The organism is Chryseobacterium gleum (genome assembly GCF_900636535.1).
Taxonomy (GTDB): domain Bacteria; phylum Bacteroidota; class Bacteroidia; order Flavobacteriales; family Weeksellaceae; genus Chryseobacterium; species Chryseobacterium gleum.
In genome coordinates this window covers 5546684-5568200 of sequence record NZ_LR134289.1, presented here as the reverse complement: position 1 = coordinate 5568200, position 21517 = coordinate 5546684, and the positions used below count along the sequence as shown (strand labels likewise).

The window sequence follows — 21517 nt, the reverse complement described above, 5'->3', positions numbered from 1 at the left end:
GGTTATATTTTTGTTATTAAAATTTTTGAATTGTCCATATTCAGAATCTTTTTTCTGAAATTGATATAGTCATTGTACTTTTCTTTCGGATATAATCCTTTATTAATCTGTATCTTCCGGGTCACCATTACCTGTCCGTCACCTTTAACAAAACCTAGCTTATAGGATCCGAATTCAGAAGTGATATTTGAGTTGTCAGGAATTTCATCCACTTTATAGCCTAAAGGAAGAACAAAAGCAATTTCATACTCGTCCTCATAAGACATCCCTACTTCAAAAGGAAGCTCACGGTTTTCATCCGTTTTAAAGACAGCATCGGTAAAAATTGGTACAGATCTGAAAAGAAGGCTGTTTCCGGCTTTCTTGGAGAAATTATTGGTCTTGAAATCCAGATCATAAGTAATAACGGCATTGTCTCTGTCGTTATTAAAATTTTTCATTTCTACTTTTTCAAAGTTTAAAATATCAAACCTCCTTTTTATAGCATCATTTTTTTCCTTAGGATCAAGATTGACAAAACTTAAGTTGTAGTCATATTGATTTCCGGTATAGGAAAAGCTGCCGCTTCCTGTAATACTGTTATCTTCATTAAGGTTGACTCTTAATTTCTGTTTTTCTTTATTCTGTTCCGCTTTATAAACGGGTGTATTGATCAGTTCTATTCCTTTCGGAGTTACAGCAAGTACATTTCTGTCGGTGGTACTGTAACTTAAATGGTTGAAAGCAATTTGCTGAGAGGTATTTTCCAGCCATATATTTCCTTTTTCTGTAGGAACCATAAGAATAATATGGTTTCCACCCATAGCAGGAAATTCCGGATCAAAGGAAACCTGTGACCGTCCGGAATTGATGATACAATAATTAGAAGGAATTCCTGCTTCATTCAAAAGAATCTTCATATAGTTGGTAAGTCCCTTGCAGTCACCATATCCTTTTTTCTGAACTTCATCCGGCAGCATGGGCTGCCAGCCTCCTATTCCTAATGAAACAGCTATATACCGGGTTTTGTTCTGCATATACTGATAAATTTTCTTTACTTTATCTTCTACAGAACCCTGTAATTGTAAAGACGCAACCTCAGCTTTAATAGCAGGAGTAGATGCAGAAACAGGAACCAGAAGATCATTGTAGATCCAGGTTCCGAAATCTGTCCAGTTATTCAAAGTTCCCTGCTTTCCTGCCAGACTGAATTTTGCCAGAGCAAAGTTGACCGCAGGTAAGATTTTAACAGGCTGTGGGATCATAAAAGCATCATCAATGGCAGGTACATTTTTATAGGTATATGTTTTATCATTGCCACTGCCGCTTTCTATCACGGTGGTATAATTGTATTTTGAAGGGTAAATTTTAGATCTTAGTTCTATTCCCGAGGTGTTAACAATTTTAAACTGTGCTTCTTCCAGTGCTATTTTAGTAGAAGTAAAGGGCACAAAATCCGGGATGAAAACAGTATCTTCATCTTCCGCTTCGTAAGAAAAATCAACAGTATAAGGATATTGAACCGGTGTATATGAATAAACCAATATCCTGTTATCAGAATAAAAAACTCCCTGAGGGTTGTTCGCTACATCTTTAAAATCAGACTTTGAAACACTTTTAATTTTCTTCCCTGATTCATCATAGATTGTAACCTTTATATTCGAAATACTTTTTGATTTATCATAAGGAATGTAAGCTACTGCCTCCTCGTCCCCATCTTTATTTAAAACTGTAGTTACCTTATTATACTGATATTTTATTTCATCAATTTTGTTGATCTGAATGGTTGTAAAATCCTTTCGTATAACAACATCAGCGTTTTTCTTTAAATTTACCGGAATTGCAGAAGCAGGATAGCTTTGTGCAAAATATAATGAGGCGGTAGATAAAGCCCCAAGGACTAATATTTTCATCATAGTTATTAAGATGATGCAAAAATAAGAAAATCTTAATAACTGTTAAAAAAAATATAAAAGGCTTCAACCAGTGAAGCCCTTAACCTAATACTTAAAAAAGTACTGTTTTGAAATGTACCTATAAGGCTATGAACACATTATCAACTTTTCATGAGTTATTTCTGAAAAGTTAAAGCAGAATATTTTTATTCATTCTATATTGAAAGAAGAATATGTATTCTGCTGCATGAAGGGATAAGCTTCATATTGTCTGCGTTTCAAATTTAGAATAATTTACAACTCATATAATTCAAAAGGTGTAGAATTAATATGAAACAGAGGTACAATTAATTCTACAAATGCATATTATCAATAAAAAAGACCTCATTGCTGAAGTCTTTTAATTTTCTCTTTCTTATATTATTTAATCATTTGGAATACGTTTGCCATCGAATTGATCACTTCCAAGTCCCAATACCGGAATAAAAATAAATCCGAAAAGCAGAATCAGAATCGTGTAAAGCGGTGTTTCTTTTCCAAATCCTTTGGCAAGTCTGTCATATACAACCCAGCATGCAAAAATATTGACCAATGGAATAAAGAAAAGAATGATCCACCAGATTGGTTTTTTCACGATTTCCAGCAATACGATTGTATTATAAATAGGAATAAAAGCAGCCCAGGCATCCTGTCTTCCTGCTTTCTGAAAGATTTTGTACATGCAATATCCATAGAATACATAGCACAATAATCCGAAGAACATAGCTCCCATTCCTATGCCTGCAGCGGCTGCGCCAGACACTGCATCTGTCCCGTTATAAGGGTCTGTTTGTAAAAGAGTTAACATATTATTTGTTTTTTGATTTGTCCAAATATAAAAAAAGCTTCCAAATAATCGGAAGCTTTTTTATTATATTTTTAAAAACGTTTATGCATCAATTTTGGCATATTTTGCATTTTTCTCAATAAATTCTCTTCTTGGCGGAACCTCGTCACCCATCAACATGGAGAAAATACTGTCAGCTTCCACTGCATTATCAATGGTTACCTGCTTCAGAATTCTGTGTTCAGGGTTAAGGGTTGTTTCCCAAAGCTGCTCAGGGTTCATTTCTCCAAGACCTTTGTAACGCTGTACCTCTACCCCTTTTCCGTCCGGAGACATTTCCAGAGTAAACTCTTCACGCTCTTTTTCGTTGTAAGCGTATACTTTTTTGTTTCCTTTCTTTAACAGGTATAAAGGTGGTTGAGCGATATAGATATAACCATTCTCAATAAGTTCTTTCATATATCTGAAGAAGAAAGTAAGAATCAGTGTGGAAATGTGAGATCCGTCAATATCGGCATCGGTCATGATAACGATCTTGTGGTATCTCAGTTTTGATAAGTTCAATGCTTTGCTGTCTTCCTCAGTTCCTACGGAAACTCCAAGAGCTGTATAGATATTTCTGATCTCTTCGTTATCATATACTTTGTGAAGCATAGATTTTTCTACGTTCAGGATTTTACCTCTTAACGGAAGAATAGCCTGGAAGTGTCTGTCTCTTCCCTGCTTGGCTGTACCCCCTGCGGAATCTCCCTCTACAAGGAAGATTTCAGATTCTGCCGGATCTTTTGATGAACAGTCAGATAGTTTTCCAGGAAGACCGGAACCTCCCATCGGAGATTTTCTCTGAACCATTTCACGCGCTTTCTTAGCGGCCTGTCTTGCTTTTGCTGCCAAAACCACTTTCTGAACGATCTGCTTCGCTTCATTTGGGTTTTCTTCAAGGAAATTGGTAAGCATTTCCCCTACAATTTTATCTACAGCCCCTGAAACTTCAGAGTTTCCTAATTTTGTTTTAGTTTGCCCTTCAAACTGAGGCTCCATTACTTTTACGGAAACTACAGCTGTTAAACCTTCACGGAAGTCATCTCCTGTAACTTCTACTTTTTCCTTCTGCGGAATTCCTAAATCATCAGCATATTTCTTAAGGGTTCTCGTCAAAGCACGTCTGAAACCTGCCAGGTGAGTTCCCCCTTCATGGGTGTTGATATTGTTAACGTAAGAGTGAAGATTCTCATTGAAAGAAGTATTGTAACGCATTGCTACTTCTACCGGGATATCATCTCTTTCTCCTTCCATGAAGATCACATGCTCCATGATAGATTCACGGTTACCGTCAATATAAGCAACAAACTCCTTCAAACCACCTTCAGAATGGAAAACTTCTGAACGGAAAGATCCGTCTTCCAATTTTTCTCTTTCATCGGTAAGCGTAATGGTAATTCCTTTATTAAGGTAAGAAAGCTCTCTTAAACGGCTTGCTAATGTATCGTAATTGTAAACTAATTCTGTAAATATAGTATCATCCGGCTGGAAAAACTGCTTGGTTCCTCTTCTTTCGCTGTGACCAATCTCTTCAACACCGGTCTGCGCTTTTCCTCTGGAATAAATCTGCTGATAAACGTTTCCGTCTCTGTAAACAGTAGTGATCATCTCATTGGAAAGTGCATTCACACACGAAACCCCAACCCCGTGAAGACCTCCTGAAACCTTATAAGAGTCTTTATCAAACTTACCTCCGGCCCCGATTTTAGTCATTACAACTTCAAGGGCTGATTTCTGCTCCTTTTCGTGGAAATCAACCGGGATACCTCTACCGTTATCACTTACTTCAATTCCGTTTCCTTCCTTGATGCTAACGAAGATCGTATCGCAGTACCCTGCCAATGCCTCGTCAATAGAGTTATCTACTACTTCATAAACCAAGTGGTGAAGTCCTCTGACTCCTACATCACCAATGTACATTGAAGGACGCATACGAACGTGTTCCATTCCTTCCAATGCCTGAATACTACTAGCTGTATATTGTTTTTGACTCATATTAAATATTAAAAATCCTGCTCTATGCAAAGACTCACAAATATCGTGATTTTTTTCGAGGTATGAAAGTTAAAAAGTGTCAAAAAAATGTGGAGTTTTCTTTAGAAAAACATAAGGATTAGTGAGCGGGTAAAAGAAACAAAATTAAAATGTATTGGTGAGATAGCAACTGTTGTAAATCATATTCATCATCAATAATTTATGCGTAAATTTATTTACTGAAAAGTTGATATTATGGATGATTTTATAGCAGCACGTGCTCAGATGGCACTTTCCCTGGGCTTTCATATCATATTCTCCTGTGTGGGTATGGTGATGCCATTCCTTATGGCTTTTGCCCATTGGAAATATCTTAAAACCAACAATGAAGTATATAAAGGATTAACAAAAGCATGGAGCAAAGGAGTGGCTATCCTTTTTGCCACCGGAGCGGTTTCCGGAACAATGCTTTCCTTTGAGCTGGGACTTTTGTGGCCTGGTTTTATGAAACATGCCGGTCCTATTTTCGGAATGCCTTTTTCTCTGGAAGGAACAGCCTTTTTTATTGAGGCAATTGCCATTGGGTTCTTTTTATATGGATGGGAAAGGTTTAATAAATGGTTTCACTGGTTCTGCGGATTTCTTGTGGGACTAAGCGGACTTGCTTCCGGAATCCTGGTGGTGGCAGCCAACTCATGGATGAATTCTCCCACCGGTTTTGATTATATCAATGGACAATACCTTAATATAGATCCTATCAAAGCGATGTTCAATGATGCATGGTTTCCTCAGGCTCTTCATATGACGGTTGCTGCTTTTTGTGCAACAGGATTTGCAGTTGCAGGAGTTCATGCTTTTATGATCATGCGAAAAAGGAATATTGAGTTTCACACCAAAGCGTTTAGAATTGCGGTGGGTTTTGCCCTGATTGGAGCATTTGGTGCGCCTTTGAGTGGTGATGTTGCAGCCAAATCCGTTGCAGAAAGACAACCGATCAAGCTTGCGGCTATGGAGGCGCATTTTGAAACTGAAAAAGGAGCTTCATTCGTGATTGGAGGAATTCCTGACGAGAAAAATGAAGAAGTAAAATATGCAGTGAAAATCCCAAAAGTTTTAAGCTTTCTGGTAAGCAATGATTTCAATTCCGAAGTAAAAGGTCTCAAGGATTTCCCGAGAGATGAGTGGCCTCCGATTGCAGTTGTTCATTATGCTTTTCAGATTATGATCTTCTTCGGTGTGATTATGATTGTTATCGGAGCTGTCTATTTGTATGCCTTCTTCTTCAGAAAAGAATGGCTGAGTAAAAACTGGCTGTTAAAAACCTTCCTCATCGCAACGCCTTTTGGATATATTGCGCTGGAGGCGGGATGGACCGTAACTGAAGTAGGAAGACAGCCATGGATTATCTATGGCATTATGAGAACTGCAGATGCTGTAACCCCGATGCCGGGAATACAATATTCATTCTATTTCTTCACCGCAATTTTTGTATCCTTATCACTGATTCTGATTTTCCTTTTAAAAAGGCAGATACAGATGGTACCAAAACTTTATGACCCTACCGATTCTCAGTTTAACGATAAAAACAAAAAATCATGATTTACATTGTAATAGGTTTTCTCTGGCTATCCATTTGTCTTTATATTATTCTGGGAGGAGCTGACTTTGGAGCAGGTATTGTAGAAATGTTCACCAATAAAAAAGCCCGCCATAAAACCCATGAGATTATGTATGAATCTATTGCTCCTGTTTGGGAAGCCAATCACATGTGGCTGATTATTGCCATCGTTATCCTTTTTGTTGGCTTTCCGGAGATTTATACCACTATGTCTACTTATCTTCACATTCCTTTAGTCTTAATGCTTTTAGGAATTATTGCAAGAGGAACAGCTTTTACGTTCAGGCATTATGATGCTGTGAAAGACAATTGGCAGGTTTTATATACGCAGATATTTTATTATGCGAGCCTTTTGACTCCCTTCTTTTTGGGGTTAATTGCAGCTGCAACGGTTTCCCACTCTATCAATCCTGATGCAACAGGTTTTCTGGATCTGTATGTTTTCAGCTGGCTGAACTGGTTTGGGGTTTCTGTGGGCTTATTTACTGTAGCGTTGTGTGCTTATCTTGCGTCTATTTTTTCATTAAGAGAAACCCGTGGGAAAGAAGAATTGCTATTAATGATAAGAAAATCAAAACAAACAATGATATTTGTTGTGATTACAGGAATTCTGGTATTTGCTACTGCTTACCTTTCAGATATTCCTCTTTTGATGTGGGTATTTTCAAAGCCTTTGGGCATTATGGCTATTGCTTTTGCTACTGTTGCTTTACTGCTTATTTTAAGAGCACTGAATACCCAAAAATTACTTCCGGTGAGAGCTCTTGCAGGCTTTCAGATGGTGATGATTCTTGTGGCCGCTACCTATCAGCATAATCCGGATATTATTCTTTTAGGTAATGGACAGCATCTTTCATTGTTAGAACATATGGCACCGCCTAAAACTATTGCTGCATTAGGCTGGGCATTGATGCTGGGATCTTTATTTATTCTGCCGTTTTTATTTTATTTGATGGCTTCTTTCAGTAAGCTTAGAAAATAACACTATGAAAGGTTATAAAGACAAAACTGAACTTATTGAAGAAATTAAAAAAAGGTTCCTTCTTTACAACAAGGAATTCGATGATATTAAAGAAAAGGAAAAAGATTGGCTAAAAGTAGGGGTTGATAAAACACCAGCCCAGAATATATCCTATCAGATTGGCTGGACCCAACTGCTCCTACAGTGGGAAGCTGATGAAAAGAAAGGAAAGGAAGTAAAAACACCTGCCCCTGAATATAAATGGAATAATTTAAAAGGATTATATCAGTCTTTCTATGAGCAATATAGCTCCTATAGTCTGGCAGACCAAAGAGATCTCTTACAAAAGCAAGTCGATGAAATTATAAAATGGATTGAAGGCCTTGATGATAAAATCCTGTTTGAACCTGAACAAAGGAAATGGGCAACAACACCCGCTAAATGGCCCGTATGGAAATGGATACATATCAATACAGTTGCTCCTTTTAAAAATTTTAGAATACAGCTCCGGAAATGGAAAAAAGAAAAAGGTACAGAATAACTCTGTACCTTCTATTTTTAATTCTTTATCAATTTTGTCTGGTGCCTCATTGGCCATTACAGAAAATAAATTCGGGATTAAAGGCTCGAAGCTATATAAAATTATCTACTTCCTACTTTCAGCTGCCCATCTAATTTTCTTAAATAACCTAATCAGGATTCAGATTATTTCATGATTTATTTTTAAAAAATTCATCAATTTTCTCTGCGCATTGTCTGCCTTCCGCAATAGCCCATACTACAAGACTTTGTCCTCTCCGGGCATCACCACAGGTGAAAATTTTATCCTGATTGGTTTTATATTCTTTATTATTTCCGATTAAGTTCCCTTTTGGATCCAGGTGAATATCTAATGCTTCAACCAGCCCTTTATGCTCAACATGCGTATATCCTAAGGCAATAAAAATAATATCACATTCGAGTACAAATTCAGATGCTGGTTTTTCAGTATATAAATTCCATTTTCCTTCATCAGAATCTTTAGTCCATTCTGCTTCCACCAGGCGAATTCCTTTCAGGTTTCCATGTTCATCTTTCACAAATTCTTTTGAATTCACAGACCACATACGATCACAACCCTCCTCATGGGAGGAAGTAATCTGCAGTAGCGCAGGATAAGTGGGCCATGGCATCGTTTCATCCCGTTCTGTTGGTTGCATAGGTTTATAATAAATCTGGTATACAATTTCTGCTCCCTGACGGTTAGAAGTTCCTATACAATCGGACCCTGTATCTCCACCTCCTATGACCACTACTTTTTTTCCTTTCGTATTAATTTCTTCTTCTTCAAAAGGAATCCCGCTTACTTTTTTATTACTTTGTTTAAGAAAATCCATTGCGAAATAAATACCTTTTGCATCCCTGTTGGGAATGACCAGATCTTTGGGAACAGTGCTTCCTGTTGCCAATACAATTGCATCAAAATTGCGGTTCAATTCTTCTACAGCATAATTAACACCAACGTTAATTCCGGTACAAAATTCAACTCCTTCTTCCTTCATCCACTGAACTCTGCGTTCTACAATATTTTTATCCAATTTAAAATCCGGTATTCCAAACCTTAATAATCCTCCTATTTCAGGATCTCTTTCAAAAACTGTAGTACTATATCCCATCTGGTTCAATTGATATGCTGCCGCCAATCCGGCAGGTCCGGAACCTACTACCGCAACCTTTTTATCTGTTTTCAGCTTGGGAAGTCTTGGCTTGGCAAAACCTTTCTCGAAAGCTATTTCTATAATATTCTTTTCTATTTCCTCAATGGTAACGGCCTTGTCGTTAATTCCCAACACACATGCACTTTCGCAGGGAGCAGGACAAATTCTTCCGGTAAACTCAGGAAAATTATTTGTAGCTATTAAAATCTGATATGCTTTTTGCCATTGTTTTTTATATACGGCTTCATTAAACTCAGGAATGAGATTTCCCAGCGGGCAACCACTCTGGCAAAACGGAACTCCGCAATCCATACATCTTGCCGATTGACAATTCAACTGCTCATCAGAAGGCTTCTGAATAAATTCCTTATAATCCTTAAGTCTCTTTTCAACATCCAGTTTAGAAGGAAGTTCCCTCTCATATAATAAAAATCCATCTATCTTCCCCATTACGTAATATCATTTATCTGGTTTTCAATCACTTTCTTATATTCTCTCGGATACACTTTCGTAAAGTGCTTACAACTGTTATCCCAATCACTTATTATATATTCTGCCAATGTGCTTCCTGTATTTTCAAAATGTTCCCTGATCAGATTAAAGATCGATTCTTTATCATCCTCTGTAATAGATTCCAGATCCGCCATATCAGGATTAAAATGATATTCTAAGGTTTTATTTACATCCCATACATAAGCAATACCTCCGCTCATTCCTGCGCCAAAATTTCTTCCGACTCCTCCCAGGACAATAACTTTCCCTCCAGTCATATATTCACATCCATGATCACCAATTCCTTCTACAACTGCAGTAGCTCCGGAATTCCGAACGGCAAAACGCTCTCCTGCTATGCCATTGATAAATACCTTTCCAGAAGTGGCTCCATATAAAGCAACATTACCAACAATACTATTTTCATTGGCACGGATAATAGCCTCTTTATGCGGAAAAATAATCAGCTGTGCACCAGAAAGCCCTTTCCCTAAATAATCATTAGCATCTCCTTCCAGACGCATAGTTATCCCTTTATTACAAAATGCTCCAAAGCTTTGCCCTGCGGTTCCTTTAAAATTAAATAGTAATGAATGTTCATTCATTCCCTCAGACTTATAAATTTTGGTTAATTCATGGGAAAGAATAGTACCAACTGTACGATCCGTATTTTTTATATCAAATTCGGCTTCCATCGATGTATTATTCTGAAGGGCGTATTGAGCCGCTTCAACCATTTTCCAGGAAATAGAATGATCCAGCCCAGCATCCTGTTCTTCAGATTTAATTACCGGCAAATCGGTTTCTATTTTATAAAGAATCCTGCTTAGGTCTATCCTTTGATGTTTCCAGAAGGTAATATCTGTTTTTCTTTCAAGACATTGAGACTGCCCTACCATTTCATCAATGGTCCTGAAACCTAAATTAGCCATAATCTCACGAACTTCCATTGCAAGAAATTTAAAATAGTTCACCAGGTGTTCAGCTTTTCCCTTAAATTTTTTTCTTAATTCTTCCTTTTGAGTGGCAATTCCTACTGGACAAGTATTCAAATGACATTTCCTCATCAATATACAGCCTTCAACAATGAGCGCAGAAGTAGCAATTCCCCACTCTTCTGCTCCTAACAAAGTAGCTATAGCCAAATCACGTCCTGTTTTCATCTGCCCGTCAACCTGCAGAGTAACTCTTTGTCTCAGTTTATTTTTAATCAAAGTCTGATGTGTTTCAGCCAATCCAAGCTCCCAAGGCAAACCGGTATGACGGATTGAGCCTAAAGGTGATGCGCCTGTACCTCCATCATATCCCGAAATCAGAATATGATCTGCTTTTGCCTTTGCAACCCCCGAAGCTATAGTTCCTACTCCTGCTTTTGAAACCAACTTCACCGATAACCGGGCATGGCGATTAGCATTTTTTAAATCAAAGATAAGCTGAGCTAAATCTTCAATAGAATAAATATCATGATGTGGCGGCGGAGAAATCAGTCCAACGCCAGGTGTCGAGTGTCTCGTTTTACCAATCCATGAATCCACTTTATCCCCGGATAATTGCCCGCCTTCTCCCGGCTTAGCACCCTGAGCCATCTTTATTTGGATTTCATCTGCTTCTGCAAGGTATCTGGCAGTAACCCCAAATCTTCCGGAAGCAACCTGTTTAATGGAAGAACGCAGATTATCTCCATTCTTGTCAGGTGTATATCTGGCTTCATCTTCTCCTCCTTCTCCTGTATTACTTTTTGCCCCTATCCTGTTCATTGCAATTGCCAATGTGGTATGTGCCTCCCACGAAATAGACCCAAAGGACATTGCTCCTGTTGCGAAACGTTTCATTATGTTTTCTATGGGTTCAACTTCTTCCAACGAAATAGGCTTTCTGTCATTTTTAAATTCCAGTAATCCCCTCAATAGAGAGGCTTTACCCATTTGCTGATTGACAAGTCTTGAATATTTTTTAAAAATACCATAGTCATTGTTCCAGGCAGACTGCTGAAGTAAGTGAATGGACTGTGGATTAAACTGATGATATTCATTATTACTTCTCCACCGGTAAATACCTCCTGTATCCAGTAATGAGTTTTCCATATCTTCCCTGAATGCATCCTGATGTTTTATCAAAGCTTCCTTCGCAATTTCATCAAATCCAATACCTTCAATTCTGGAAACAGCTCCTGTAAAGCACGTATTGACCACTAGTTTATTCAACCCTATAATTTCAAAAATTTGTGCTCCATGATAAGATTGCAAGGTGGAAACTCCCATTTTAGAAAAGATCTTTAAAAGCCCATCTCCTACCGCCTTTTTATAATTATCTTTTAGCCTTGGTAAATCCTCTTCTTCAAATTCTCCATCATCAAACATTTGTCTGATACTTGCCAATGCCAGATAAGGATTAATTGCCGTTGCTCCAAATCCTAATAACGTTGCAAAATGATGAACCTCCCAAACATCTCCAACCTCCATTACCAAGCCGATCTTTCTACGGATACCTTTTCTGATCAAATGATGGTGTACTGCCGAACATGCCAGTAATGAAGGAATAGATGCATGCTGAGAATCCAGTGACCGATCCGAAAGTATAATTACCTCAAACCCATCGTCTACTGCATCTACCGCATACCTGCAAATCCTGTCGATCGCTTTTTTTAGTTCACCTTCTTTTCCTCCTGCATTAAAATAAGTATAAATCGTTTTGGCTTGAAATCTACCTGTATCAACACTTCTTAATTTTTCAAGCTGATTATTATTAATAACAGGGTTGTCCAGTTTGATAGAATGTGCAAAGTTTTTATCCTCTTCTAAAAGATTGCCATTTCCTCCTATAATTGTAGTCAAAGACATCACCAGTTTTTCCCTTATCGGATCTATCGGTGGATTGGTGACCTGGGCAAATAACTGTTTGAAATATGAGCTTAAGTGCTGTGGCTTCTCACTCAATACAGCTAAAGGAGCATCAAACCCCATTGATCCAATTGGTTCTTTACCGTGAGACGCCATTTCTTTAATCACTCCATCCAGATCTTCTCTGGAATATCCGAATGCCTTCTGATACTTAAAAATATCTTCTGTCTGAAGTTTATTGAACCGAATTTTAGGGTTAGGTAATTCGGTGATATTAATCCTCATACTGTCCAACCATTCACGGTAGGGTTTTGAAGTACATATTTCTTTTTTTAATTCATCATCACTGATGATTACTCCTTTTTTCATGTCTACAAGAAACATTTTACCCGGCTGAAGATGCCCTCTCTTAATTATTTTTTTAGAATCTACAGATAATGCTCCTGATTCGGATGCCATAATGACCAAATCATCCGATGTAATACAATATCGTGAGGGACGAAGCCCGTTTCTATCCAGAGTAGCTCCTATTATATCGCCATCTGTAAACGAAATGGATGCTGGCCCATCCCAAGGCTCCATCAAGCAAGCATGAAACTCATAGAAATCTTTTTTGTAATGTTCCATCTGCTCATGGCCATCCCATGCTTCAGGTATCAGCATCATCATTGTATGAGGAAGCGACCGTCCTGAATGGTACAGCAGCTCTACCATATTATCGAGATATGAAGAATCTGACTGCCCCGGTTTTGTTAAAGGAAGAAGCATATCCATTTCCTGAGGGGTAAAAAATGGACTTTGGAACATTTTTTCAGAAGATCTCAACCAATTAAGATTTCCCCCTAAAGTATTGATTTCACCATTATGCGCTAAAAACCTAAATGGTTGTGCCAGGCTCCATGTAGGTGAAGTATTGGTGGCAAAACGGGAGTGTACCATTCCAAATGCAGAACGAATTTTAGGATTGGTAAGGTCTTTAAAATAATTCCGAACCTGAATACTTCTCAATTGGCCTTTATAAATAAGCTTTTTACAGGAGAAAGAAGCTACATAAAACCCAATAGGATCATTATTTGTAATACTGGTCATCTGATGAGAAATATAATTCTTAAAAATAAATAGCTTTCTCTCAAAATCTTTTTCAGTATCCACATCAAAAGGACGCTCAATAAAAAGCATCTCCATCACAGGTTCTACACTCTTTGCCAAATCTCCAAGATCAATATTACTCACCGGAACAGGCCGATATCCTAATATTTTAAGATGTAACTTATCTGCAGACTGTGCAATGACCTCTTTACATTCTTCCCGAATAAAATTATTCTGAGAAAAAAATAACATTCCAACACCGTAATATCCAGATTCCGGTAAATCTATTCCAACGTTTAATGCCTCATCATATAAAAGCTCATGGGGGATCTGGATTTGTATCCCTGCACCATCCCCGGTATTACTTTCATATCCGGTAGCACCACGATGCTCCATGTTCTCCAGCATGGTAATAGCATCACTTATAATCTTGTAACTTTTTACTCCTTTAATGTTCGCTACAAAACCAACTCCGCAGGAATCAAATTCAAATTCAGGTTCATAAAGACCCTGATTTTTTTTAAAATTTTCTGGATTTTTTTTTCGTGTTGTATTCATCTACATGTTCATTTTCATATCAAATGTAGTAAAAAGAACAATCTTAAAGAATTTAAATTACATTTATTTTATTAAAAAGCATTCAAAGCATAGTTTTGTCTTAAAAAAATAAAATAATAAATAAACATAATATTAAGAATACAGCAAAAAAATAAATATTAGATAATAAAGTATATTTTTTTATTGAGGCTAACACCGGACAATTACCGGATTACTTTAAGGAATTACTGCTGAAAAAAGAAAAAGGTACAGCATAGCACTGTACCTTTTTTATTTATATTTTCTGAGAAATCCTAAGCTAATTTCATCAAAAGATTTTCGTCAATTTTTTCAACTTTCACAATATTGTTCTTTGTCAAAGTTTTGGAAGCTTTATCCCATTTTTTACCGGACAGCTGGCTTCTTTGTTTTACTTCAGCCAAAGCCATCGGCTCTTCCTGAGAATTAAGGATTTCAAGGATTACTTTTTCGTCCTCACCCAATTCAATCTGCGGTGCAGCTTTTTCCGGTCTCATCTGAGGGAAGAATAATACTTCCTGAATCGATGCATTATTTGTTAAGAACATAATCAATCTGTCCATTCCGATTCCTAATCCTGAAGTTGGCGGCATACCGTATTCCAATGCTCTTAAGAAGTCCTGATCGATAAACATTGCTTCATCATCTCCTCTTTCAGATAATGCCATCTGTGCTTCAAAACGCTCTCTCTGATCGATAGGATCATTAAGCTCTGAATAAGCGTTTGCGATTTCTTTACCGCACACCATTAATTCAAAACGCTCTGTTAAGCCTTCTTTGTTTCTGTGTTTCTTTGTTAATGGAGACATTTCGATCGGATAATCTGTAATGAAAGTCGGCTGGATGAAGTTTCCTTCACATTTTTCACCAAAAATCTCATCAATCAGTTTTCCTTTACCCATTGTCTCATTCACTTCAATACCGATAGACTTAGCAAAATCATATAATTCCTGCTCAGTTTTTCCAGTAATATCAAAACCTGTAAATTTCAGGATTGCTTCTGTCATAGAAACTCTTGGGTAAGGCGCTTTGAAATCAACTTCATGTTCCCCAAAGGTAGCTTTTGTAGTACCATTTACCTGGATCGCGCAGAATTCCAATAATTTCTCAGTGAAATCCATCATCCAGTTGTAATCTTTGTAAGCCACATAGATTTCCATAGCGGTAAATTCCGGGTTGTGGGTTCTGTCCATTCCTTCGTTTCTGAAGTTTTTAGAGAACTCATATACTCCGTCAAAACCACCTACGATCAATCTCTTCAGATATAATTCGTTGGCAATTCTTAAATATAATGGAATATCCAAGGCATTATGGTGCGTGATAAACGGTTTTGCTGCTGCTCCCCCTGGAATCGACTGCAGGATTGGAGTTTCTACTTCAAAATATCCTGCATCATTAAAGAAAGTTCTCATGGCATTGAACAATTTTGTTCTCTTCACAAAAATTTCTTTTACCTGCGGATTTACCGTTAAATCTACATAACGCTGTCTGTATCTTAATTCAGGATCTGTAAAGCCATCGTGTACCACTCCGTATTCGTCAGTTTTAGCCTGAGGAAGAGGACGTAAAGCTTTTGTAAGAAGCGTAAAGTTTTTCACTAAAACAGTCTTCTCTCCTACCTGCGTGGTAAACAATTCTCCTTCGATACCGATAATATCACCGATGTCCAAAAGGTGCTTGTATACTTCGTTATATAGTTCTTTATCTTCACCCGGACAGATCTCATCTCTGTTGAAATAAACCTGAATTTTTCCTTTAGAATCCTGCAATTCTGCGAAAGAAGCTTTCCCCTGAATTCTGCGGGACATCAATCTACCAGCGATCTTTACCTGTTTACTTTCAGAAAAATCCTGTTTTATAGATTCTGTAGTATCTGTAATTGTATACTCATCCGCAGGGAACGCATTAATCCCCATTTCAGTAAGCTTGTTCAGCTTTTCTCTTCTAATGATTTCTTGTTCTGATAATTGCATTTCTTATTTTTCTAAAAGCGTACAAATTTAGGCATTTTTGACTTGACCGTCAATGGCTTTTTTAAGAAATTTTAAAAAGTGGTAAAGATGCGGGATATTGGGTTCGGGATACGTGTTTAGAAATGCAAGATTACAGATTTGAATGATTGTGCTATAACCTTAAACTTTGAACCTTGGACTTTGAATTTTAAATAAACCAGCTTTTTCTATCTTTTTGAGGAATAAATGTCCAGGCAAGTATTCTGCTTATTTTTTGCCCCTGGGCCATATCGATGGTTTTCACTTCTGCAGCTTTTACTTTCTTTAAAAGATTCGTCAGTTTATTGAGATTATCTTTTTTAGAAACCAAACAGGTAAACCAAAGCACCTGTGTTGAAAATAATGCACTTTCGTGAATCATCTTTGTAATAAATGCCAGTTCACCACCTTCACACCATAGCTCAGACTGCTGGCCGCTGAAATTAAGTAGAGGTTTTGATTTCTTTGATTGATGAAGATTTTTCATTTTTCTGATATTTCCTTTCATGGCAGACTCCTCAGAATCATGAAAAGGAGGATTGCACATTGTAAAGTTAATCTGTCTTCAGGTTTGATCATATTGACAAAGATATGGTCTGCATCAGGTTGACTTTTCAGCTGAATAACGGAAGACAGATCCGGGTTTTGATCTAAAATATGCTGAGCATTTTTCAAAGAATCCTGATTAATATCTGTTCCCATCATCGTCCAGCCATAAGATCTGTGACTGATTAAAGGATAGACAAGATTGGCACCTGTCCCTATATCCAGACCTTTTACAGAATTACCTGTGGGAATTTCATCAAGCTGTTCTGCTAAGAGATCGGCAATATAATGAACATAATCTGCTCTTCCCGGAATGGGTGGACAAAGATTGGTGTCCGGAATATCCCAGCCTTTAATATGATAAAAATGTAAGAGTAAAGCTTTATTGAGCAGTTTGACTGCTTTTGGAATGCTGAAATTAATGGTTACCGTCTGATAAGCATTTGTGAAAACATAGTGTTTCAGTTCCGGCACACAAGAAATAAGCTGATCAAAATCATAGGGATTACGATGCAGGTTTCTTGTGTGCAGACTGGATTTTTCAGCGGACATATTTTATTTCTTCTGACTCAAAATATATTCCACCATTTTTTTGGCATCTTCTTTTGACACCTGTGGATGGGCAGCCATAGGCACACTTCCCCATACTCCACTTCCGCCTTCTATAATTTTGGAAGCAAGCAGCTCGGTATCCTTTTCAGAATATTTCCCTGCAATTTCCTTATAAGAAGGTCCTACCATTCTTTCATTCACAGAGTGACATCCTGAGCAATCCAATGTTTCGATGATCTGATCACCGGAAAGATTAGATTTTGCCGGTTCTGAAACAGTAGACGTTTCAGAAGAAGCTGCCACTTCTGCTGTATTTTCTTTTTTAGAACAGGAAAGAATCACAAGACCCGTTATTCCTGCCAAAAGTATTTTTTTCATTATTTCTTCGCTGTAGAATCTGTTTTAGCAGCTTCAGGTGCAGGTGCAGCCGGAGTTGCAGCAGCTGGAGCAGCAGTTTTAGCAGTAGAATCTACAACTGTAGTTGCTTCCGGTTCCTCAAGCATTGTGTTGCTATCCTGTAAAGAGTGATCCGGCTTTTTTTTGCAGCCTGTCAATAATAAACCTCCGATAAATGCGATTGCTAATACTTTTTTCATTTTTTTCTAATTTGGAAGCAAAAATATAAAAAATAAACTTTTAAACTTATGACAAATGTTTTCTTTGAGGAAATATTTTTAAGGCCATCATCTTAATCAAACAATAAAAATAATTCAAACATCGGAGAATTTTAAATAAGTTGTTATTTTTGCAAATCGGATAATCCGAACCAACACTCAACATATTAATTGAAAATGTATGATTAAAAAAAATGTATCAGGTACAACGCTCTTTGTTGTATTGGCTTCCCTCCTTCTGTCATGTGACAACTCCTCAAACGAGCCGCAATCAGAATATTCTGATAAAATTGAATCGGTAACGCTTTTAAAAACAACAAAATCCTGGGACGGAACAACGTATCCCGCCTATCCTTCATCACAGCCGGAAATCTCAGTTCTTAAAATTGCCGTCCCTCCCAATTCGGCTCTGAACTGGCATAAACATCCGGTCATTAATGCAGCATATGTAGAAAAAGGCGAAATCCAGATTGAAAGAAAAGAAGACGGCAAAACACAATGGGTAAGAAAAGGTCAGGTACTACCTGAAATGGTTAATACCGGCCACAGGGGTAAAACCGGCGACCAGGGAGCAACCCTGATTGTTTTCTACAGTGGAACGCCTGACACTCCTTTGTCTGAGCCGGTACAATAAATAGTTCAAACGCTATGTTCGCAAAGTAATTATCATAAAACCCTATTGGTTCGCAAGGGCACTTCGTTCAGCTAATGACAACGTCTTTTGCTGAGGGAAACGCCCTTGCAATCGTTTTAACAGTTATTTAATAACATCTTTGCGAACATAGCGTTTAAATAAAAGATTATTATAGTTATCTTTAATCCATGGTTTTAATTTCAAAAATTCTGTTTTTCATCAGTCATCATGGTTTTTATACTGTGATCCTTCTGCTGGTATTCTTTGGAGGACTTTCATACCTGACCAAAAAAGCCTGGCTTTTAATTCCTATCATTCCTCTGGCAATATTAAACGGATTCGGAGGACAATTCCTGAATGCGTGGTTTTTAAACAAATATGGTGTTGAAAGCACAGCTATTATCACCTCTGATGTAGAAACAAATTCTACTCTGAATGACATGTACATTCATGATTACGAAGCCATTGTGAAAAAACAGGACGGAAAGTATACCACTACTTTTTTCTCTACCACTACTGCAGCCATCTACCCTATCAGAAATTCGATCAGAATACCTGGTGATAAGGATATACCTGTAAAATACATTCCGGGCTATGAAAAAAATATTGTCATCCTTTATGACCAATCCAGGGAAGGAAAAATTTTACTACAGAATGAAAAACTGGCTCCTGTTAATTCTGCAAAAATCAAATACGAGGCAGACAGGACGAATAAGGAATTCATTAAAGAATATATTGATGCCCTTGAAAATTATGTGAAAGACTATGATGATGAAAATTACAATAAGAAAATCGAGGAATTGCGACAGGAGCTCAAACAGCTTAAATAGGAGATTCTTATGTTAAGTTTTTTTATTTTCTGATTTTTTTTCGTCCTGGTATCAAAAAAATTTCTACATTTGTCCCATGTTAAATATGAATAACAATAATTGGTGGTGGCTTTCAAACTCTTCGTCGGGTCTGAAGGTATTGTCATGTTGTTAATTACAGCAGAAATAATCAAAAAACAATATATAGGCTTTGACGGATACCGTTGAAGCCTTTTTTTATTCATAAATCTTACCAATAAAAACAAAAAGATGTTTACAGACACAATCAAAATAAAAACTGTTTCGAAAAAAACACTGGGAGACCTTCATACTCCCATGAATATTTACCTCAAGATCAGGGATAAATTCCGTGATACGATTCTTCTGGAAAGTTCAGATTCAAAAAGCATTGATAATAACTTTTCCTTTATTGCGGTAAATGCGATTGCCGGAATTGAAGTAAAAAACCTCAATGAATACGAAATTAAACTTCCTGCATCTGCTCCTGTAAAGCAGTTTATTATGGAACGAAATATCACAGATATTTTTGAAGATTTCCGCAATATTTTCAAATGTGAACCCACCAATGACGCAATAGAGCAGACCGCTCAGAGCCTTTTTGGGTATACAAGCTTTGAAGCCGTACAGTTTTTCGAAAACATAAACCTTAAAGCACAAAGCAAAGAAGTTGAAATTCCTGTCCTGAGATACAGATTATACCAATATGTGATTGCTATCAATCATTTCAATGATGAGATGTATCTTATCGAGAATTTTATTGATGGAGTAAAATCTGAGCTTCACCTTTTGGAAAACCTTATTAAAAATCAGAATACTCCTGTTTATCCTTTCGAGAAAACAAGTGAGGAAACCTCCAATATTACAGATGAAGAATATATTGAACTGGTAAAAACAGCCCAGAAACATTGTATGCGCGGAGATGTTTTTCAATTGGTTCTAAGCAGACGATTTGAACAGAAATTCAAAGGAGATGAATTCAATGTTTACCGTGCTTTGAGAAATATTAACCCTTCCCCTTATCTCTTCTATTTTGATTACGGAAATTATAAATTATTTGGTTCCAGCCCTGAAAGTCAGTTAATCATTAAAAACAATAAAGCCATCATCCATCCGATTGCCGGAACATCAAAAAGAACAGGGAATTTTGAAGCTGACCTTCAGGCGATTGAAGTTTTAAAGGCAGATCCTAAAGAAAATGCAGAACATACCATGCTGGTGGATCTTGCGAGAAATGATCTTGGAAAGCTTGGGAAAAATGTAACGGTGACCAAACTTAAAGAAATCCAGCTGTTCTCTCATGTAATTCACATGGTAAGTGAAGTGACTGCAGATGTTTCTGATGACATTAATCCTCTTGAAATGGTGTCTGCCACATTTCCTCAGGGAACATTAAGCGGTGCACCGAAGCATAAAGCGCTTCAGTTGATCAATCAATATGAGAAAGATTCCCGTGGGTATTACGGTGGCTGTATCGGAATTATAGGATTGAACGGAACCTGCAATCAGGCCATTATGATCAGAACTTTCTTAAGTAAAAACAATACATTATTTTATCAGGCAGGTGCCGGATTGGTGGCAAAATCTGTCCCTGAAAATGAACTGCAGGAGGTTAACAACAAACTGAACGCCCTGAAAAAAGCAGTTGAAAAAGCAGAAAAAATAGTCGAAAAATAAACTCGCCAGCTATCAACCAGCAACAAAAAAACAATCGGCAACTATCTAACAAAAAAAACAATGAACAACACTATAAATACTCAGCAGCCACAGCTTAAAGTTCTCGTTTTCGACAACTATGACAGTTTTACCTATAATCTTGTCCAGATTATTGAAAGAATTCTGAATCAAAAAGTAGATGTGGTAAGAAATGACGAAATCACTCTGGAAGAAGTCGGAAAATATGACAAAATCATTCTTTCTCCCGGCCCTGGAATTCCTGAAGAAGCAGGTATTTTATTAGACCTAATTAAAGAATATGCTCCTACAAAAAGCATCTTTGGCGTATGTCTCGGACAGCAGGCTATCGCAGAAGCTTTCGGGGGAAGCCTGATCAACCTGTCTGAAATCTTTCACGGAGTAGCTACCACAACTGAGCTGGTGAAAGAAAATACCAAACTTTTCAAAGATTTGGATTCAGGATTGGAAGTGGGAAGATACCACAGCTGGGCAGTAAATCCCGAAGGTTTCCCGGAAGAGCTGGAAATCACTGCTGTAGATAAAGACGGAATGATCATGGCTTTACAGCACAAAACATATGATGTACATGGCGTACAGTTTCACCCTGAAAGCATTTTAACGCCGGAAGGTGAAGTGATCATTAAAAATTTCCTATTGTCATGAAAACTTCAGAAAACCCTTCAGCAA

At 37.4% G+C, this 21517-nt stretch carries 15 protein-coding genes and 1 pseudogene; 7 read left to right on the top strand and 9 right to left on the bottom strand.

Going from position 1 to position 21517, the window contains the following annotated elements; translation table 11 throughout:
* Positions 1–2 precede the first annotated feature (2 nt).
* The 3 genes from EL165_RS25515 to gyrB form a co-directional block, all read right to left on the bottom strand.
* Positions 3–1895, bottom strand: a complete 1893-nt coding sequence (locus EL165_RS25515; protein ID WP_002980539.1) for a DUF3858 domain-containing protein — start codon at positions 1893–1895, stop codon at positions 3–5.
* A gap of 403 nt (positions 1896–2298) precedes the next feature.
* Entirely contained in the window at positions 2299–2721 is a 423-nt protein-coding gene (locus tag EL165_RS25510) for a DUF5684 domain-containing protein (protein WP_002980540.1), read from the bottom strand.
* Positions 2722–2802: 81 nt separating this feature from the next.
* On the bottom strand, positions 2803–4737 hold the full coding sequence (gene gyrB, locus EL165_RS25505; protein ID WP_002980541.1) for a DNA topoisomerase (ATP-hydrolyzing) subunit B: 1935 nt from the start codon (positions 4735–4737) through the stop codon (positions 2803–2805).
* A gap of 234 nt (positions 4738–4971) precedes the next feature.
* Between gyrB and EL165_RS25500 the strand changes: the two genes are divergently transcribed.
* From EL165_RS25500 to EL165_RS25490, 3 genes are read left to right on the top strand one after another with little or no spacing between them, the layout of a single operon-like run.
* Positions 4972–6315 (top strand): cytochrome ubiquinol oxidase subunit I, encoded by a 1344-nt coding sequence (locus EL165_RS25500; RefSeq protein WP_002980542.1) that lies wholly within the window; start codon positions 4972–4974, stop codon positions 6313–6315.
* Positions 6312–7316 (top strand): cytochrome d ubiquinol oxidase subunit II, encoded by a 1005-nt coding sequence (locus tag EL165_RS25495; RefSeq protein WP_002980543.1) that lies wholly within the window; start codon positions 6312–6314, stop codon positions 7314–7316. The genes EL165_RS25500 and EL165_RS25495 overlap by 4 nt, the downstream gene beginning before the upstream one ends.
* Positions 7317–7320: 4 nt before the next feature.
* On the top strand, positions 7321–7836 hold the full coding sequence (locus EL165_RS25490) for a ClbS/DfsB family four-helix bundle protein (protein ID WP_002980544.1): 516 nt from the start codon (positions 7321–7323) through the stop codon (positions 7834–7836).
* A 169-nt stretch (positions 7837–8005) separates the two neighbouring features.
* Here the strand turns inward: EL165_RS25490 and EL165_RS25485 are convergent, their stop codons facing one another.
* From EL165_RS25485 to EL165_RS25460, 6 genes and pseudogenes are all read right to left on the bottom strand, one after another.
* A complete protein-coding gene (locus tag EL165_RS25485) occupies positions 8006–9442 on the bottom strand; it encodes a glutamate synthase subunit beta (protein ID WP_002980545.1) in 1437 nt (478 codons plus the stop codon).
* Positions 9442–13971, bottom strand: a complete 4530-nt coding sequence (gene gltB, locus EL165_RS25480) for a glutamate synthase large subunit (protein ID WP_002980546.1) — start codon at positions 13969–13971, stop codon at positions 9442–9444. Before gltB ends, EL165_RS25485 begins: the two co-directional genes overlap by 1 nt.
* Positions 13972–14264: 293 nt before the next feature.
* Complete coding sequence (gene lysS, locus EL165_RS25475) at positions 14265–15962, bottom strand: lysine--tRNA ligase (RefSeq protein WP_002980547.1); 1698 nt, start codon at positions 15960–15962, stop codon at positions 14265–14267.
* A 187-nt stretch (positions 15963–16149) separates the two neighbouring features.
* Positions 16150–17078: pseudogene (gene rlmF, locus EL165_RS25470) on the bottom strand (23S rRNA (adenine(1618)-N(6))-methyltransferase RlmF).
* A 3-nt stretch (positions 17079–17081) separates the two neighbouring features.
* On the bottom strand, positions 17082–17456 hold the full coding sequence (locus EL165_RS25465; protein WP_002980549.1) for a c-type cytochrome: 375 nt from the start codon (positions 17454–17456) through the stop codon (positions 17082–17084).
* Positions 17456–17674: a hypothetical protein gene (locus EL165_RS25460; RefSeq protein ID WP_002980550.1), complete on the bottom strand. Its 219-nt coding sequence runs from the start codon at positions 17672–17674 to the stop codon at positions 17456–17458. The genes EL165_RS25465 and EL165_RS25460 overlap by 1 nt, the downstream gene beginning before the upstream one ends.
* Positions 17675–17873: 199 nt before the next feature.
* Between EL165_RS25460 and EL165_RS25455 the strand changes: the two genes are divergently transcribed.
* The 4 genes from EL165_RS25455 to EL165_RS25440 all read left to right on the top strand — a co-directional run bounded on the left by EL165_RS25455 (position 17874) and on the right by EL165_RS25440 (position 21493).
* A complete protein-coding gene (locus EL165_RS25455) occupies positions 17874–18326 on the top strand; it encodes a cupin domain-containing protein (protein WP_002980551.1) in 453 nt (150 codons plus the stop codon).
* 188 nt (positions 18327–18514) lie between these two features.
* Positions 18515–19156, top strand: coding sequence for a hypothetical protein (locus tag EL165_RS25450; protein ID WP_002980552.1), 642 nt, complete (start codon positions 18515–18517; stop codon positions 19154–19156).
* Positions 19157–19405: 249 nt separating this feature from the next.
* The gene (locus tag EL165_RS25445; protein WP_002980553.1) at positions 19406–20830 is read left to right on the top strand and encodes an anthranilate synthase component I family protein; all 1425 of its coding nucleotides are present in this window, start codon (positions 19406–19408) and stop codon (positions 20828–20830) included.
* Positions 20831–20890: 60 nt separating this feature from the next.
* Positions 20891–21493, top strand: a complete 603-nt coding sequence (locus EL165_RS25440) for an anthranilate synthase component II (RefSeq protein WP_002980554.1) — start codon at positions 20891–20893, stop codon at positions 21491–21493.
* The last annotated feature ends 24 nt before the right edge of the window (positions 21494–21517 follow it).